Genomic DNA, 14988 nt, shown 5'->3' with positions numbered 1-14988 from the left:
GCAGGGTGACGTGGGTCACGCGGGATTTTTGGAAGTTCCACGCCGCCTGTCGCACTGCCTGTCCGACTTCTGACTCGGACGGATCATGGTCAGGAGTTCGGCTGAAGTGGACTGGCGGCGAACAGCTCCTCCAACCAGCCCGGGACCGCCTCGGCGTACTCGGCGCGGGACTCCTCGTGGGTGTCCAGTGCCCGACGCCACGAGAGCGACCGGCTCACCGGCCCCAGGGCGATCGCGAGGTCGGCCGCCTCCGCGAGGGTCCGCCGGTCGTACCGGTCGGTCCACACCTCCAGGTACGCGTCGCGCAACCGCACCAGCTGGGCGTCGTCGGCGGCGAGGTTCCCGGCGTGCCCGATGGAGCGAAGGGTCACCAGCAGCGTGCCGAACGGGTGCGCCACGGAGGCGTCGCCCCAGTCGAAGTACCGGTACCCGGCCGCGCCGGCGAAGACGTTGCCGTCGTGCAGGTCGTCGTGCTGCACGGTGGCCGGGATGCCGAATTCGGCGAGCCGACGGCACCGCTCGGCGTACGACGGCACCTCCGCCCGCAGCCGGTCGTACACCTCGGGGTTGAGCCCGCCCTCGGCGCCGATCAGCAGGGCCTCGTGATCGTCGAGCAGCTCGGCGAAGAGACCGGCCAGCACCTCGGGCCGATGGTCCGGTACGCCGGAGGTGACCAGCTCGTCGGCCTGCTCAGCGGTGGCCAACTGGAGGGCGGCGTACCCGGGCAGCGCCCGCTCCCAGTGCGTCAGGTCCGGGTCGCGGGCCAGCAGGTCGCGCAGTGACTCGCCGCCGTCGGGCAGCAACGACCAGCCCCGTGTCGGGTCCACCGCGATCGGGGTCAGCACCCGCTCCGGCGCGAGCCGGGCCAGCGTCGCGATCAGGGCGGCCTCGTGCGTCGTGCCCGGATTGTTGGCCTTGAACCAGACCGGACCATCGTCGGTCGGCACCCGCCACACCAACGACCACGGGCGGACCCGCGGCTCCACCGACCCGGTCACCCGCCGACCCGCGCGAGTCAACTGCTCGTCGACCCAGGACCGGGCCTGCGTCTGCCACTGCTCGCCGGACCAGTCCGGGGCACGCTCGATCGTCGTCACGCTGGGCACCCTAGGCCGTCTTCCCGAACTTGGGGACCGCTTATTCCACCGCCGCCGGGCACGGCACGACGTCCCACCGGAGGCCGTGACATCTGCCGACTGCGCACTCTGGGAGATGCGCCGAGGAAGCTCAGAGCGAAATCATCGCTGCGCACAGTAATTAGTGCTCGAATCGGCTCGGGGAGTAGAGCTATGACGGGAACGCCAACCACAGCCACTCGAAACGTCGCACGCCCCTCCGTCGCCGATCGTCCACCGCGCAACGGCGTCATCATCGCGGTCAGCGTGGCAGCCGGGGTCCTCCTGGCGGTGCTCTGGTCCTACGAGTTCGTCGACTCGGTCATCGGTGACAGCGTCGCCAGCGGGATCCTCGGTCACGATGCGAAGGCGACGGCGATCTCCGGTACCGCCGCCGGCCTGGTGTTCGCATTCGTGTCCGGCCTCGCCGGCACGTTCACCGCGTGCAACATCGCGATGCTCGCGTCCATCGGGCCGCTCGGCGCGGCAAGCTCTGCCAACGGTGACCGGCTCCGGCTGCTGCTGCGGCCGGTCGGGTACCTCACCCTTGGCATGGTCGCCGTCGCAGCGGTGTACGGGTTCGTCGGGGTCCTGCTGGGTGACCGGCTCCCCCAGCTGTCCACCGACACCGCCGGTGGGGTGCCGGTACGCATCATCCAGTCGTCGGTGGTGTTCGGCGTCATCGGACTGGCCCTCATCTATCTCGGGCTGGCCGCGATCCGGGCGGTGCCGGACGTGTTCGCCGACCGGCCGGTCGCACGGGTGATCACCCTCGGCGCGCTCATCGGCGGCTTCCTCATCGGCCGGCCGTACCCGTTGTTCAACAAGCTGTTCCACTGGGCTGTCGACAGCGGCAACCCGCTGTACGGTTCGGCCGCGTTCGTGCTGCAGTCCCTCGGCAACATCGTCGTGGTCACCGCGCTGTTCGCACTGCTGATCATGCTCACCCGCGGCCGGTTCATCGGCTGGCTCGCCGCCGACGTACGACGCAGCATGGTGATCAGCGGCGCGCTGCTCATCGCCCTGGGCGTCTTCACAGTCGTGTACTGGGACGTCCGGGTGCCCTCGATCTTCGGCTTCGGCTGGTTCCCCACCATGTTCTACAACAACTGACACCGGTCCTGCCGCTGCGGAAGAAGGGCACGTTCGAAGATGTTCCGGCGCGCTGGATGCTCGAAGCTGTTCGTGTGACTGGCGCGGCAGATCAGGACCGGTGGAGTGTGGCCAACACGGCACTGCGAACGGCCACCGACCGGTTCACCGACCTGGTGGCCGCCGCGCCCTCACCCGCAGTCATGGCGACTGCCGACTGGACAGTGGCCGACACCCTCGCGCACGTGGTGTCGATCGCGGTGCTGTACGTGTCGAGGCTGGAGGGCACCGAGGTGCCCATCCGGGTGCCAGGGCTGGAGGACATGCTGGCCAGCACGAATGTGGACACGGTGGCCGACGTCAACACCCAGGTGCTCGCCCACTTCACCGAGCGCGACCCGGAGGTGCTGCTGACGCAGCTGAACAGCCTGGTCGGCCGCCTCCTGACGACGTCGGCCGATCCGCGCTCGACGGTGAGTTGGCTGGGCAACGCGCGGGTGACGGTCGCCGGCCTGTTCGCCCATCTGACTAACGAACTGCTCGTGCACGGCTGGGACATCGCGCGGGCGCTCCGCCGGGCGTGGCCGATGCCGGACGAGCACGCCGCGCTCTACTGGGACCTGTTCATGTTCGACATGCTGCGCGACACGTACGGGGTGCTGCTCAACACCGACCTGCCGATGCCCCGGCACCACGTGTCGGTGCAGTTCCGCTCGCGGTACGCGCCGACGACGACGCTGACCCTGGGCGATCGCCGGGTGTGGATCGCGCCACCCGACGCCCCGTTCGACGCGAGCGTGACGTTCCGCCCCGCCCGGTTCAACCTGATGATGTTCGGCCGGATCAGCATCGCGCAGGCGGTGCTGCGGCGCGACGTCGTCATCGGCGGGCCGAGGCCGTGGCGGCTGCCCGCGTTCCTCCGGGTCGTGCACATGCCCAACGGACGGCTCGCGCCCCCACCAGCATCCGGGGCCCACCAGACGTGAGCGCCGCCCGGACCGGCGGGCGGCGGTGTCCTCAGATCAGCTCGACGATGGTGGCGTTGGCCATCCCGCCGCCCTCGCACATGGTCTGCAGGCCGTAGCGGATGCCGTTGTCCCGCATGTGCTGAAGCATGGTGGTCATGATCCGGGCACCGGAGCCGCCGAGCGGGTGGCCGAGGGCGATCGCCCCGCCGCGCGGGTTGAGCCGCTCCGGGTCCGCCTCGGTCTCCGCCAGCCAGGCCAGCGGCACCGGGGCGAACGCCTCGTTCACCTCGTACACCCCGATCTCCTCGATGCCCAGCCCCGCACGGCGCAGCGCCTTCGCTGTGGCCGGGATGGGCGCGGTGAGCATGGCGACCGGATCGTCGGCGGCGACCACTGCGGTGTGGATCCGGGCCAGCGGGCGCAGGCCGTGCCGGCTGGCCCAGTCGGAGGTGGTCACCGCGAGGGCTGCGGCGCCGTCGGAGATCTGGGACGCGGAACCGGCGGTCACCACGCCGTCGGCGCGGAACGGCGTGGCCAGCTCACCCAGCTTCTCCAGGGAGGTCTCCCGGCGGATGCCCTCGTCGGCGGCGAACTTGCCACCGTCGGCGAGCGGCACCGCTGTCAGCTCCGGGTCGAACGCGCCGGCGTCCTGCGCGGCGGCCGCCTTCTCGTGGCTGGCCAGCGCGAACTCGTCCAGTTGGGTACGCGAGAGGCGCCACCGTTGGGCGATCAGCTCGGCCCCGACCCCCTGGTTGAACGGCAGCGGCGCGTCGTCGGCGAAGCCCTCGACGCCCCGGTAACGGGCGCGAAGCTGGTCACTGAACGGCATGCCGCCGGCCACGCTGGAACCCATCGGCACCCTCGTCATCGACTCGACGCCGCCGGCGACCACCAGGTCGGCCTGACCGGAGAGCACCGTCGCGGCGGCGAAGTGCAGGGCCTGCTGGCTGGAGCCGCACTGCCGGTCCAGGGTCGTGCCCGGCACCGTCTCCGGCCAGCCGGCGGCGAGCACGCCGTTGCGGGCGATGTTCCACGACTGCTCGCCGACCTGGGACACACAGCCCCAGAAGACGTCGTCGACCTGGGCCGGGTCGAGCCCGGTGCGCTCGGCGAGGGAGCGCAGCACGTGCGCCGAGAGGTCGACCGGGTGGACGCTGGCGAGGCTGCCCTTGCGCCGCCCGACCGGGGTACGTACCGCGCCGACGATGACCGCGTCACTCATGTTTACTCCCCGGTAACTTGGGCTGCCCCGATCCTACGTCGTCGATCGACCGGTCGTCGGGCCACACCCGCACGAGGTGCCGGAATCCGACGTCCGCTGGCATGCTGGGCGGGTGAATGAGACCTCCCCGGCACAGCAGTGGCGGGTGCCATCGAGCCTGCCGGCGGCGAAGCTGGCTGGCGCCGTCCTGCTCGTCGCGCTCGGGCTGCTCTTCGCCGACGGCGACCCGGTCCGCCTGGCATTGGCCGTCCTGGCCGCCGCCGCGCTGGCCGGCTGGTCGGTACGTGACCTGGTCGCGCCGGTCCGATTGGCGGTGGACCCGGCCGGGCTCACCGTCATCCACGGCTTCGCCAGCCGACGGCTGCTGCCCTGGTCGGCGGTCGAGGCGATCGCCGTCGACCGGCGGCCCCGGCTGGGGCTGACCAGCGAGACCCTGGAGATCGACGCGGGCAACTCGCTGCATCTGTTCGGCCGGTACGACCTGGGGGCCACCCCGGAAGAGGTGGCCTCCGTCCTGCGCGCCGCCCGCCCTGTCAGGTGAGCAGCGCGGCGGTCCGGAAGAGCACCAGCGCGAGCAGGATCAGCAGGATCAGTGCCCCACCGGTGACCTGCACCAGCGTCCGCCGACCGCGCGGCGCGTACGCGAGCACCAACGCCATCAGCGCGCCGACCACGAGCCCGCCCAGGTGCCCGGGGATCGAGATGCCCGGCACGGCCAGCGTGAACACCAGGTTGATCACCAGGATCGGGATGATCCGGGAAATGTCCCGGCCCAACCTGCGCTCGATGATGATCAGCGCGGCGAAGAGACCGAACACGGCGGTCGACGCGCCGACGGTGGCCGCCCGCGGGCTGCTGAACAGGTAGGCGGCCACGTTGCCGCCGAGGCCGGCGATCAGGTAGAGCGCGGCGAACCGCACCCGCCCGAGGTTGGCCTCCAACGACCGGCCGAGCACCCACAGCGCCCACATGTTGAGCAGCAGGTGGAGCACGCCGTAGTGCAGGAACATCGCCGTGACCAGCCGGTACCACTGGCCCTCGGCGATCCCGCCGAGCGTGTAGTCGGAGAGGTAGGCCCGGCCGAGCACCGCACCCCACTCGGTCAGCGGCGTGCTGCCACCCATCAGGCCGCCGAAGCCGGAGCCGCCCACCGCCGCGTCCCCGCCCCGTGCGGAGGCGATGGACACCAGCAGGAACAGCACGTTCACGGCGATCAGCGCCTTTGTGACATAGCCGTGCCGGCCGGCCGTACCGCCGCCGAAGGCGGTACGCGCCGGCCGGACACTGCGACGCCCCTCGTTGACGCATTCCGGGCACTGGTGCCCGACCGCGGCATCCCGCATGCAGTCCGGGCAGATCGGCCGGTCACAGCGGGAGCACCGGACGTAGGTCTCCCGGCCGGGGTGCCGGTAGCAGACCGGGGTGGTCGGCGGAGACTCGCTCACCGGGCCGACCCTCCGTCCAACACCACACGGTCTGCTGGCACCGGCCGTGCTCCGGAGCGCTCAATCATGCGAGCAAAGGTACCTCGCCAGTCGCTCAGGAAGCGGACCGCTCGATCTCGACCCGCTCGATGACGACGTCCTGGAGCGGACGGTCGCTCGGACCGGTCGGGGTGCTCGCGATCGAATCCACGATCTTCACCGACTGCTCGTCGGCGACCTGGCCGAAGATGGTGTGCCGGTTGTTGAGGTGCGGCGTCTGGGACACCGTGATGAAGAACTGCGAACCGTTGGTGCCCGGTCCGGCGTTCGCCATCGCCAGCAGGTACGGACGGTCGAATCGCAGCTCCGGGTGGAACTCGTCGGCGAACTTGTAGCCCGGTCCGCCCCGGCCGGTGCCGGTCGGGTCGCCCATCTGGACCATGAAACCGCTGATCACCCGGTGCGAGATGGTGCCGTCGTAGTACGGACCACTGCCCGGCTGACCGGTGCGCGGGTCGGTGTACTCACGGTTGCCCTCGGCCAGGTCGACGAAGTTGCGGACGGTCTTCGGCGCGTGGTTGGGGAAGAGCTCCAGCCGGATCGGGCCAGCGTTGGTGTGCAGGGTGGCGTAGATAGCCTCGGCCACGGGTACTCCTCACTCGTTGGTCAGTTCCATGCGGATCCTCCCATGTGCCCGATCTGGCATCGCGGAGGCATCCGAAGGTGGAGGATGACGAAGGAACAACTCCCAGGAGGTAGGACCGTGTTTGGATTCGGGCGGCGTAAGTCCCAGGGGCAGCTGGCAAAGGCCGAGCTGAACCAGAGCATCAGCCACCTGATGCTGGCAGCCAACCACGCCGCGAAGGGCGCCGGCGCGACCGTCGGCCCGCGGGTCCAGGTGGCCCGGGGTTACGTCGCACCGACCGCCGCGAAGGTACGCGACCGCGCGTCGACCGGCTGGGGGACGACTCTCACCACGCTGGCACCGCTGGCGGCGGCTGCTCGTGACGGCGCCGCGCAGGCAGGGCCGCTGACCAGGAAGGCCAAGTCGAAGACCATGCGGATCACCGGTAAGAAGAAGCAGCCGCGTCGTCGCGGCTCGATGATGACCGGCCTGTTGGCGGCGGGTGCCATCGCCGGCGTGGCCGGCGCGGTCGCGCTGCGTCGCCGCCGGGAGCAGCAGGAGTGGGCCGAGTACGACCCGACCCGCAGCACCCTGGAGCCGATGCGCGACGAAGTCGACTCGATCGAGGTACGTACGCCCTCCGCCGCCCGCGGGTCCGACGGGTCGGCCATGTCCGGCGCGGCGATGACCGGCGCGGGCAGCTCGGCGGTGGCCGGCGGCTCCAGCGCCAGCACCACCGCCCCGGCCAAGCAGACCGGTGTCCGCCCGACCGACAAGGTCCCGTCGGTCGCCGAGGGCGCCACCGACGTCTCCGGTCGTCCGACCGACGATCTCACCAAGGCGCTGGGCAAGGACACGGCCCGCACCAACGGCCGCCGCTGACGTCAACAGCAGCGCATCGGGCGCCGGCGAGTGGGTGGACCCACTCGTCGGCGCTTCCGTGTGAGCGGCGCTACCGCGAGATCAGAGCCAGCCGTTGCGGCGGAACCAGCGGTAGAGGGCCAGCGAGACGCCGAGCATGAGGGCCAACACCACCGGATAGCCGTAGGTCATCTTCAGCTCGGGCATGTTGTCGAAGTTCATCCCGTAGATGCCGGCGATGGCGGTCCAGACCGCGGCGATACCGGCCCAGGCAGCGATCTTGCGCATGTCGTTGTTCTGGTCGACGGTGACCTGGGCCAGCCGCGCCTGGAGGATCGAGTTCAGCAGGTCGTCGTAGGAGTTCACCTGCTCCACGGTGCGGCTCAGGTGGTCCTGTACGTCCCGGAAGTACTTGCGGATCTCCTTTGGCACGTCCCGGTTGACCTGGGAGGTCAGCGTCATCAGCGGCCGTTGCAACGGCACCACCGCCCGCTTGAACTCCACCAGTTCCCGCTTCATCTGGTAGATCCGCTGGATCCGCCCGTGGCCGTGGCGGTCGAAGACCTCGGCCTCCAGCATGTCCAGGTCGTCCTCGATCTGGTCGGCCACCTCCAGATAGAGGTCGACCACCCGGTCCGTCACCCCGTACGCCACCGCCCACGGGCCGTGCAGCAGCAACTCCTGCTTGGTCTCCAGGTCGGCGCGGATCGGGGCGAGCCGGCAGGCATCCCCGTGCCGGACACTGATCACGAAGTTCGGGCCGATGAAGAGCATCACCTGCCCGGTCTCCACCACCTCGGAGTTCTCGGTCAGCTCGGTGTGCTCGCAGTAGCGAGCGGTGCGCAGCACCAGGAAGACGACGTCGCCGAACCGCTCCAGCTTGGGGCGCTGCTCGGCCTTGACGGCGTCCTCGACGGCCAGCTCGTGCAGGCCGTAGGTCTCCGCGATGGCGGTCATCTCGGCCAGCTCCGGCTGGTGCAGGCCGATCCAGACGAAGCCGTGCTCCTCACGGCGGGCAGCGGCCAACGCCTCCGCGTAGGTCCAGTCGCCGGGCTGCCGCTTGCCGTCGACGTAGAGCGCGCAGTCGACCACCGCGCTGCGACCGGTGCCCGTGCCCGTCGGGGCCGGCACGGGCGGCGAGCCGTCGGCGTTGAGGATCCGGGTCATCGCCCGGACCGGGGAGGGCCACGCCCGAGGTCGTAGCACCCGACCGGTGGTCGACGGTGCCGTCCGGTCCCGCTCTGTCCGATCCGTCATCGCGTCACCTCCCGCGCTCGGCTGCGGCTTGCAGGCTACGCCGATCGCGGTCGAGGACCGGTGTGACGGCGGTCGCCTGGGGGCGGCGCCGGGCGGGCCGGGCCGCATCGGGGGGTGTGCGGGGGAACGACACGGCCCACCCGGCACCTGTGGGGGCGGGAGGTTGTGCTGCCGCGTCAACCCGGCGGGGCCGGCCCGGAGGCCGGGCGGTGTACTCCGCCGCTGGCGGGGTGACGCTCGCAGCATTGTGGGCCAGCCGGCCGCCCGGAGGGGAGCCCCGGGACGGCCGGCATCGTCGTTCTGTCAGGAACCCGACAGTTACGTCAGCTGCGGACGGCCTCGACGGCCGAGGCGAGCCGCCGAACACCCTCGTCGATCTTGTCGGCGGTCACCGCCGAGAAGGCCAGTCGGAGAGCGTGCCGCCCGCCGTCCAGCACGAAGTCACTGCCCTTGACCACGGCGACCCCGCGCTCGGCCGCCGCCGGGGCGAGCCGGTCGACCAGCACGTCCTCCGGGAACTCCACCCAGAGGAAGTAGCCGCCGTCGGGCTCCACGAACCGCGCCTGCGGCAGGTGCCGGCGCAACGACTCGGCGAGCACCTGGGCCCGCTCGCCCAGCGCTGCCCGGACCGTCTCGATCGAGCGGTCGATGTCGCCGGAGACGCAGAACTGGTGAACGATCGCCTGGGACACCATCCCGGGAGAGATGTAGAGGCTTGTCGCGTTCTTCGCGATGGAGGCGATCAGGTCGGCCGGGCCGACCAGGTAACCGACCCGCACACCCGGGCAGACCGTCTTGGTGAAGCTCGACGCGTGCACCACCACGTTGCGGGTGTCCAGCGAGAGCATCGATGGCAACGCCTCGCCACGGAAGCGGATGTCGGCGTACGGGTCGTCCTCGAAGATCGTGAACTCGTACTCGGCGGCCAGGTCGAGCAACTCCCGGCGCTTCTCCAGGGACAGCGTCATGCCGGCCGGGTTCTGGTAGTTCGGGATGACGTGCGCGAGCCGGGGGCGGACCCCGGACTCCAGCAGCTTGCGCAGCTCGGCAGTGTCCAGACCATCCGGTTGGACGGCGATGCTGTGCAGCTCACTGCCCATCCGCTGGAGGTTGAGCAACGTCCGGTCGTACGTCGGGCGCTCCACCACCACCGCGTCGCCGGGGCGGACCAGGTGGTCGAAGAGGAACGCGTCGGCCTGGAGCGACCCATTGGTGACCAGCACCTGGTCGGCCTCGACCCCGTGCTTCTCGGCGATCCACTTTCGCAGCGGAAGGTACCCGACTGAGGTGCCGTACGCCGTCACCCCTGCGGGGTCGGCGTCGAAGGCGCGGACGGCGGCGGCCTTGAGCCCCTCGACATCGACGATGTCCAGCGAGGGAGCCCCACGGGCAAAGGAGATCAACTGCTCGGCGGTCATGGATGTTGAGCGTACGGGCGGCGGCGGGGGACGCGCGGTCGGCACGGCGATGTCCGCATCCTGAGCCACCGGGTCGGGTGACCCGACTCCACCGGTCGGCGGCAGATCAGACCGGAAGGGCGAGCGCGTCGTGCTGCGCGGCCCGGGAAAGTCCCTCCAGCCGCACGCCGAGCGCGTCGAGGAGCTGACTCCAGTCGAAGTAGGAGCGCCAAGCGGTGATCAGACCCTTGCGGGCCCGGACCACGTCGGCCACCTCCCAGCTCACCAGCCGGCCGGTGGGCGCGACGGTGCCGTACGGCGAATGCAGGGTGCCGGTTTGGGTGCCGGTCAGCCGCAGCTCGACAGCGGCCCCACCGCCCGTGCGAACCGCGCCCATCGGGTCGACCCGCAGATCCGGAAAGGCGCCCGTCCAGGTGCGCAGCAGCGCGGGCAGCTCGATCGGACGGACCGTCACGCCCGGCATGGCGTAGAACGCCTCCGGTGCGTAGAGATCCGGCAAACGGGCCACGTCCCGCCGCAGGAGCATCGCGTACTGCTGCTCGACCAGCCGCTCCGCGTCGCGCATCGGGACCTCCCCCACGGGCCACGGCATCTCCGCGCCCGCAAGGGATGTCTACCCATCGATCCGGCCCCGCACACCACAGTCGGTCAGGTAGTGGCGACCGCCTGGCTCTCCGACCAGACCCGCATGATGTCCCGCACGGAGATCACGCCGGCCACCTCCCGGCCGTCCAGCACCACCAGGTGCCGAAATCCACCCCGGGCCATCGCGGCGGCGGCCTCGGCCACCGTCCACTCCGGCCCCGCGTAGACCACGTCCCAGGTCAGGTGGGCGCCGGTGCGTTCCACGTCGCAGTCGAGGCCGGCGCCAATGGCCTTCAACACGTCGCGTTCGGTCATGATCCCCACGCCCTCGGAATCCGGGTCGATCACGACCGCCGACCCGACACCGCGGGCCGACATCATCCGGGCCGCCTGGCGGAGCGTGTGCTCCGGACCGACGACGAGGACCTGGCTGGACATCGCATCCCGTACCTGCATCACACATCACCCCTTTGGGACGGTGGCATTCGGTACGGACATGGTGGTCGGTGGATGTTTCCGGGACAAGAGCGGCATCGCACAAGCTGCGGACGCTGGCTACTGTCGGATGGTGTCCACCGAGCCCCTGCGCTGCGCCGGCGCGCTGATCGTCGACCATGACGGCCGAATCTTCTTTCAGCGCCGCTCACCACACCGACGCCTGTTTCCCAACTGTTGGGACATCGTCGGTGGCCACGTGGAGCCGGGCGAGGACATCGACGAGGCACTGCGCCGGGAGATCACCGAGGAGACCGGCTGGGTCCTCTCCCACGTCCTGGGTCAGGTGGGCGAGTACAGCTACGTCGGCGACGACGGCCTGGCCCGGACCGAGCACGACTTCCTGGTCCGCGTCGACGGTGACCTCGACCGCCCGATGCTCGAGGCCGGCAAGCACACCGAGTACCGCTGGCTGGCCGAGCACGAGGTGACAGTGCTCGACGAGCACCGCGACGTCAACGACGGGCTGATCCGGCGGATCGCGGAGGAGGGCTTCGCCGTCCTGCGGTCGATCGGTCTGTGAACACCGTCGAGCTGGCGCCCCACCGGATCGCCGGGCTGCTCGCACCGGCAGTGGACCGGACCTTCCGCGCCGGCATCCTGGCCGGCCGGGACGGTGGTGGCGCCGAGTTGTCCCAGCGCTACGGCGGAATCACCGCCACCGGCTTCCTGGTCGACCTGCGCACCCGACTGGCCGCACCCGGTGGCAGTGTCGACGAGCCCGGGTTCGCGGCGATCACCCGCTACCAGGACCCGGTCGCCTGCCGGCGGACGGTGGACAAGCAGGTGGCCCACGGAATGATCTACCGCGGCCCGGACGGCGCCCTGTCCGCCACCGAGAGGGGCGCCGCCTTCCTCGCCGAGCTGTACCAGGTGCACGCCGAGGTCACCGAGGAGTTGTGGGCCGGCCACGACGACCGGGTGGCCCGGCTGGTGGCCATGCTCGGCCGACTGCTGTCGTACGCCCTGGTGCTGGCCGACGAGGAGGCGAACCCGGCCGCCTCGGCCTTCGCCGCGCTGGCGCCCCCGTACGAGCCGGACGGCACCCCGTCGGGCGTACTGCTGCTCAACCGGCTCGGCACGCTGCGACACCACCGGGCCGACGCGCACGCCGCCGCCTGGACCGCCGCCGGGCACACCGCGTCGAGCATCGCCGCCCTGCCGGCCGGCCCCGAGCGACTCGCCATCGAACTGGAGACCGACCGGCGGGCCGCCGGCCCGTACGCCGTACTCAGCGCGGAGGAGCGCCTGACCATGCTCGCCGACCTGGCGGCATTGCCCGGCTGACCCGGTTGGCCGGAGCGGCGCACCCGGCCGGCGCTATCCTCCACCGGTGACGGGAGCAGGACTAGGGAGGATGTCGCGATGATCGGAATGGTGCTCGCGGCCGGAGCGGGACGACGGCTGCGCCCGTACACCGACACCCTGCCCAAGGCGTTGGTGCCGGTGGACGGCGAGACGACGATCCTGGACATCGCGCTGGGCAACCTCGCCGAGGTCGGGCTCACCGACATCGTGATCGTCGTCGGCTACGCGGCGGACGCGGTCCGCGAGCGGCAGGCCGACCTGGAGAAGCGGTACGGGGTCACGCTCACCCTTGTGCACAACGACAAGGCCGAGGAGTGGAACAACGCCTACTCGCTCTGGCTCGCCCGGGAGTACTTCGCGCGCGGGGTGCTGCTTGTCAACGGGGACACCGTGCACCCGGTGAGCGTGGAGAAGACCCTGCTCGCCGAGCGTGGCCCCGGCATCCTGCTGGCGGTGGACACCCTCAAGCCGCTGGCCGAGGAGGAGATGAAGACCACCTTCGACGCCGCCGGCCAGCTCACCCGGATCACCAAGATCATGGACCCGGGCGAGGCGTACGGGGAGTACATCGGCGCGACGCTGATCGAGCCGCAGGTCGCCGACGCCCTCGCCGACGCGCTGGAGGCGACCTGGCGACGGGACCCGAACCTCTACTACGAGGACGGCTACCAGGAGTTCTCCGACCGGGGCGGGGAGGTGCGGGCGGCGCCGATCGGTGACGTCCCCTGGGTCGAGGTCGACAACCACGCCGACCTGGCCCGCGCGCGGGAGATCGCGTGCCTCTACTAGCTCGGAGCGTCCTCACCCCGCTGCACATCGACGTGCGACGCGGGGCGGTCGCCGACCTGGGCGCGATCCTGGCCGACGGGCGGATCTCCTCCGGGGGCGACGTCGCGGTGGTGGTCGGCCCGGGTCAGGGTGCCCAGATCGCGGAGCTGATCCGACCGTCGCTGCGCTCGGCGGACGTGTTCACCGTCTCCGGCGGGACGCTGGACGCCGCCGACGACCTGGGCGGCAAACTCCGCGCCCGGTCCTACGACGCGGTGGTCGGCATCGGCGGCGGCAAGACCATCGACGTGGCCAAGTACGCGGCGACCCGCCGAGGGCTGCCGATGGTGTCGGTGGCGACAAGCCTCGCCAACGACGGGATCGCCTCTCCGGTGGCCAGCCTGATCACCGACGGGATCAAGGGCTCCTACGGCGTACACATCCCGATCGGGGTGATCGTCGACCTGGACTTCGTGGAGAGCGGCCCGGACCGGCACAACCGGGCCGGCATCGGCGACGTGATCAGCAACATCAGCGCGCTGGCCGACTGGGAGCTGTCCCGACAGGTACGCGGTGAGCCAGTCGACGGGCTGGCCGCGTCGCTCTCGCGGGCGGGCGCCGAAGCGGTGCTCAACCACCCCGGCGACATGAGCGACGACGCCTTCGTGATCGTCCTCGCCGAGGCGTTGATCTCCAGCGGTCTGGCGATGGCTGTCGACGGCACCAGCCGTCCGTGCAGCGGCGGCTGCCACGAGATCATGCACGCTGTCGACTCGCTCTTTCCCGGGACCGCCTCGCACGGCGAGCTGGCCGGGCTGGGTGCGCTGTTCTGCACCTGGCTGCGCGGAGATCTCCGCCGCTTCCGGGAGATGTCGGCCTGCCTCGCCCGGCACGGCCTGCCCCGGCTCCCCGCCGAGGTGGCGCTCACCGACGACCAGTTCATCGAGGCGGTGCAGTTCGCGCCGCGTACCCGGCCGGACCGGTACACCATCCTCGAACACCTGGCACTGTCGCCTACCGAGACCCGGGAGCGGCTGGCAGACTACGCCGGTGCAATCCGCGACCAGCTTGGCTGACCCCCGTCCCACCGTCGCCGACTTCCACCGGGTGAACCGGGGCGGCGGCCTGTTCAGCGAGTCGATCAGCCAGTGGCTGGGGGCCGTGTTCGCGCTCGTCGCCCAGCGGCTCGGGCTGCGACCGACAGCGTTGACAATCACCAACCTGGTGCTCGGGCTGGCCACCTCGGTCACCGTGGTGGCGCTCGCCGGCCCGGTCGCCGCCGGGGACGTACCGGCCTGGGTGGTCGGCCTGCTCGCCCTGGTCGGCTGGCAGGTGGCGTACTCCCTGGACTGCGCGGACGGGCAGCTGGCCCGGGTGACCGGCCAGGGCAGCGCGGCCGGTGCGCGTGTCGACGTGCTCTGCGACGTGGCCGCGCAGATCGCCCTGGTGGCGGCCCTGGCCGCCACCGCCGTGGCCCAAGAGCCGGGCACGCCGACCTGGCTGGTGGCGACCTTCGCGGGCACCTGGATGGTCAACCTGGTGACGTCGGTGATGCAGGCCGGCCCGAACGCGGCCAGCATGGTCACCTCGACCTCGCTGCCGGTGCGCCTGGTGAAGCTGGTCCGCGACTACGGCGCTGTGGTCTTCGTGGCCGCCGTGGTGCTCGCGGTGGCCCCCGCTCTGGTCCTCTGGGTGATGGTCGCCTTCACGATCGTCAACGGCGGCTTCCTACTGGCCAGCATCGCCTTCTCCGCCCGAGCCTCCCTGCGCTAACCAACCAGTCCCTGCTCCGCGATCTTGCACTTGCTGTCGCGACACAAGGGGCATCTCACCCGATATCGACGACCGAA

17 protein-coding genes are annotated in these 14988 nt (G+C 70.9%); 9 read left to right on the top strand and 8 right to left on the bottom strand.

Annotation, left to right across the window (positions count from 1 at the left end; all coding sequences use genetic code 11):
* Window positions 1–89: 89 nt before the first annotated feature.
* Complete coding sequence (locus OG992_RS21705; RefSeq protein ID WP_266304149.1) at window positions 90–1097, bottom strand: phosphotransferase; 1008 nt, start codon at window positions 1095–1097, stop codon at window positions 90–92.
* Between the two features lie 192 nt (window positions 1098–1289).
* On the opposite strand from OG992_RS21705, the gene OG992_RS21700 reads away from it, so the two are divergent.
* Window positions 1290–2228: a hypothetical protein gene (locus OG992_RS21700; protein WP_238687535.1), complete on the top strand. Its 939-nt coding sequence runs from the start codon at window positions 1290–1292 to the stop codon at window positions 2226–2228.
* A 74-nt stretch (window positions 2229–2302) separates the two neighbouring features.
* Complete coding sequence (locus OG992_RS21695; RefSeq protein ID WP_266304148.1) at window positions 2303–3193, top strand: maleylpyruvate isomerase N-terminal domain-containing protein; 891 nt, start codon at window positions 2303–2305, stop codon at window positions 3191–3193.
* 31 nt (window positions 3194–3224) lie between these two features.
* On the opposite strand, the gene OG992_RS21690 is transcribed toward OG992_RS21695, so the two are convergent.
* Entirely contained in the window at window positions 3225–4397 is a 1173-nt protein-coding gene (locus tag OG992_RS21690) for an acetyl-CoA C-acyltransferase (RefSeq protein WP_238687537.1), read from the bottom strand.
* 112 nt (window positions 4398–4509) lie between these two features.
* On the opposite strand from OG992_RS21690, the gene OG992_RS21685 reads away from it, so the two are divergent.
* A complete protein-coding gene (locus tag OG992_RS21685; RefSeq protein ID WP_238687538.1) occupies window positions 4510–4938 on the top strand; it encodes a PH domain-containing protein in 429 nt (142 codons plus the stop codon).
* Here the strand turns inward: OG992_RS21685 and OG992_RS21680 are convergent.
* Complete coding sequence (locus OG992_RS21680; RefSeq protein WP_238687539.1) at window positions 4931–5842, bottom strand: rhomboid family intramembrane serine protease; 912 nt, start codon at window positions 5840–5842, stop codon at window positions 4931–4933. The genes OG992_RS21685 and OG992_RS21680 overlap by 8 nt on opposite strands.
* Before the next feature lie 94 nt (window positions 5843–5936).
* Window positions 5937–6467: a peptidylprolyl isomerase gene (locus tag OG992_RS21675; protein WP_238687540.1), complete on the bottom strand. Its 531-nt coding sequence runs from the start codon at window positions 6465–6467 to the stop codon at window positions 5937–5939.
* A gap of 84 nt (window positions 6468–6551) precedes the next feature.
* On the opposite strand from OG992_RS21675, the gene OG992_RS21670 reads away from it, so the two are divergent.
* Complete coding sequence (locus OG992_RS21670; RefSeq protein ID WP_238687541.1) at window positions 6552–7328, top strand: hypothetical protein; 777 nt, start codon at window positions 6552–6554, stop codon at window positions 7326–7328.
* 81 nt (window positions 7329–7409) lie between these two features.
* Here OG992_RS21670 and corA read toward each other — a convergent pair whose 3' ends face one another.
* From corA to OG992_RS21650, 4 genes are all read right to left on the bottom strand, one after another.
* Window positions 7410–8564, bottom strand: a complete 1155-nt coding sequence (gene corA / locus OG992_RS21665; RefSeq protein WP_203119035.1) for a magnesium/cobalt transporter CorA — start codon at window positions 8562–8564, stop codon at window positions 7410–7412.
* 323 nt (window positions 8565–8887) lie between these two features.
* Entirely contained in the window at window positions 8888–9982 is a 1095-nt protein-coding gene (locus tag OG992_RS21660; protein WP_238687543.1) for a PLP-dependent aminotransferase family protein, read from the bottom strand.
* A gap of 106 nt (window positions 9983–10088) precedes the next feature.
* Window positions 10089–10547: an ester cyclase gene (locus tag OG992_RS21655; RefSeq protein WP_266304147.1), complete on the bottom strand. Its 459-nt coding sequence runs from the start codon at window positions 10545–10547 to the stop codon at window positions 10089–10091.
* An 83-nt stretch (window positions 10548–10630) separates the two neighbouring features.
* Window positions 10631–11023, bottom strand: a complete 393-nt coding sequence (locus tag OG992_RS21650) for a cyclic nucleotide-binding/CBS domain-containing protein (protein WP_030487774.1) — start codon at window positions 11021–11023, stop codon at window positions 10631–10633.
* Between the two features lie 109 nt (window positions 11024–11132).
* Between OG992_RS21650 and OG992_RS21645 the strand changes: the two genes are divergently transcribed.
* From OG992_RS21645 to OG992_RS21625, 5 genes are all read left to right on the top strand, one after another.
* Window positions 11133–11585: an NUDIX domain-containing protein gene (locus OG992_RS21645; protein WP_238687545.1), complete on the top strand. Its 453-nt coding sequence runs from the start codon at window positions 11133–11135 to the stop codon at window positions 11583–11585.
* Complete coding sequence (locus OG992_RS21640) at window positions 11582–12349, top strand: hypothetical protein (protein WP_266304146.1); 768 nt, start codon at window positions 11582–11584, stop codon at window positions 12347–12349. The genes OG992_RS21645 and OG992_RS21640 overlap by 4 nt, the downstream gene beginning before the upstream one ends.
* A gap of 78 nt (window positions 12350–12427) precedes the next feature.
* Window positions 12428–13159, top strand: coding sequence for a sugar phosphate nucleotidyltransferase (locus OG992_RS21635; RefSeq protein WP_124854040.1), 732 nt, complete (start codon window positions 12428–12430; stop codon window positions 13157–13159).
* Entirely contained in the window at window positions 13147–14214 is a 1068-nt protein-coding gene (locus OG992_RS21630; protein WP_196929021.1) for an iron-containing alcohol dehydrogenase family protein, read from the top strand. Before OG992_RS21635 ends, OG992_RS21630 begins: the two co-directional genes overlap by 13 nt.
* Complete coding sequence (locus OG992_RS21625) at window positions 14189–14911, top strand: CDP-alcohol phosphatidyltransferase family protein (protein ID WP_091396866.1); 723 nt, start codon at window positions 14189–14191, stop codon at window positions 14909–14911. The genes OG992_RS21630 and OG992_RS21625 overlap by 26 nt, the downstream gene beginning before the upstream one ends.
* The last annotated feature ends 77 nt before the right edge of the window (window positions 14912–14988 follow it).

Origin of the sequence: Micromonospora sp. NBC_00362, assembly GCF_026342155.1 — a bacterium.
In the GTDB taxonomy this organism is placed as follows: domain Bacteria; phylum Actinomycetota; class Actinomycetes; order Mycobacteriales; family Micromonosporaceae; genus Micromonospora; species Micromonospora hortensis.
This window is presented reverse-complemented; position numbering and strand designations above follow the sequence as displayed.

Excerpts from the sequence above, each read along its gene's own strand:
- OG992_RS21700 (WP_238687535.1), top strand. The coding sequence starts at position 1,290 with ATGACGGGAACGCCAACCACAGCCACTCGAAACGTCGCACGCCCCTCC.
- OG992_RS21690 (WP_238687537.1), bottom strand. The coding sequence starts at position 4,397 with ATGAGTGACGCGGTCATCGTCGGCGCGGTACGTACCCCGGTCGGGCGG.
- OG992_RS21670 (WP_238687541.1), top strand. The coding sequence starts at position 6,552 with ATGACGAAGGAACAACTCCCAGGAGGTAGGACCGTGTTTGGATTCGGG.
- corA (WP_203119035.1), bottom strand. The coding sequence starts at position 8,564 with ATGACGGATCGGACAGAGCGGGACCGGACGGCACCGTCGACCACCGGT.
- OG992_RS21660 (WP_238687543.1), bottom strand. The coding sequence starts at position 9,982 with ATGACCGCCGAGCAGTTGATCTCCTTTGCCCGTGGGGCTCCCTCGCTG.
- OG992_RS21655 (WP_266304147.1), bottom strand. The coding sequence starts at position 10,547 with ATGCGCGACGCGGAGCGGCTGGTCGAGCAGCAGTACGCGATGCTCCTG.
- OG992_RS21650 (WP_030487774.1), bottom strand. The coding sequence starts at position 11,023 with ATGCAGGTACGGGATGCGATGTCCAGCCAGGTCCTCGTCGTCGGTCCG.
- OG992_RS21645 (WP_238687545.1), top strand. The coding sequence starts at position 11,133 with ATGGTGTCCACCGAGCCCCTGCGCTGCGCCGGCGCGCTGATCGTCGAC.
- OG992_RS21635 (WP_124854040.1), top strand. The coding sequence starts at position 12,428 with ATGATCGGAATGGTGCTCGCGGCCGGAGCGGGACGACGGCTGCGCCCG.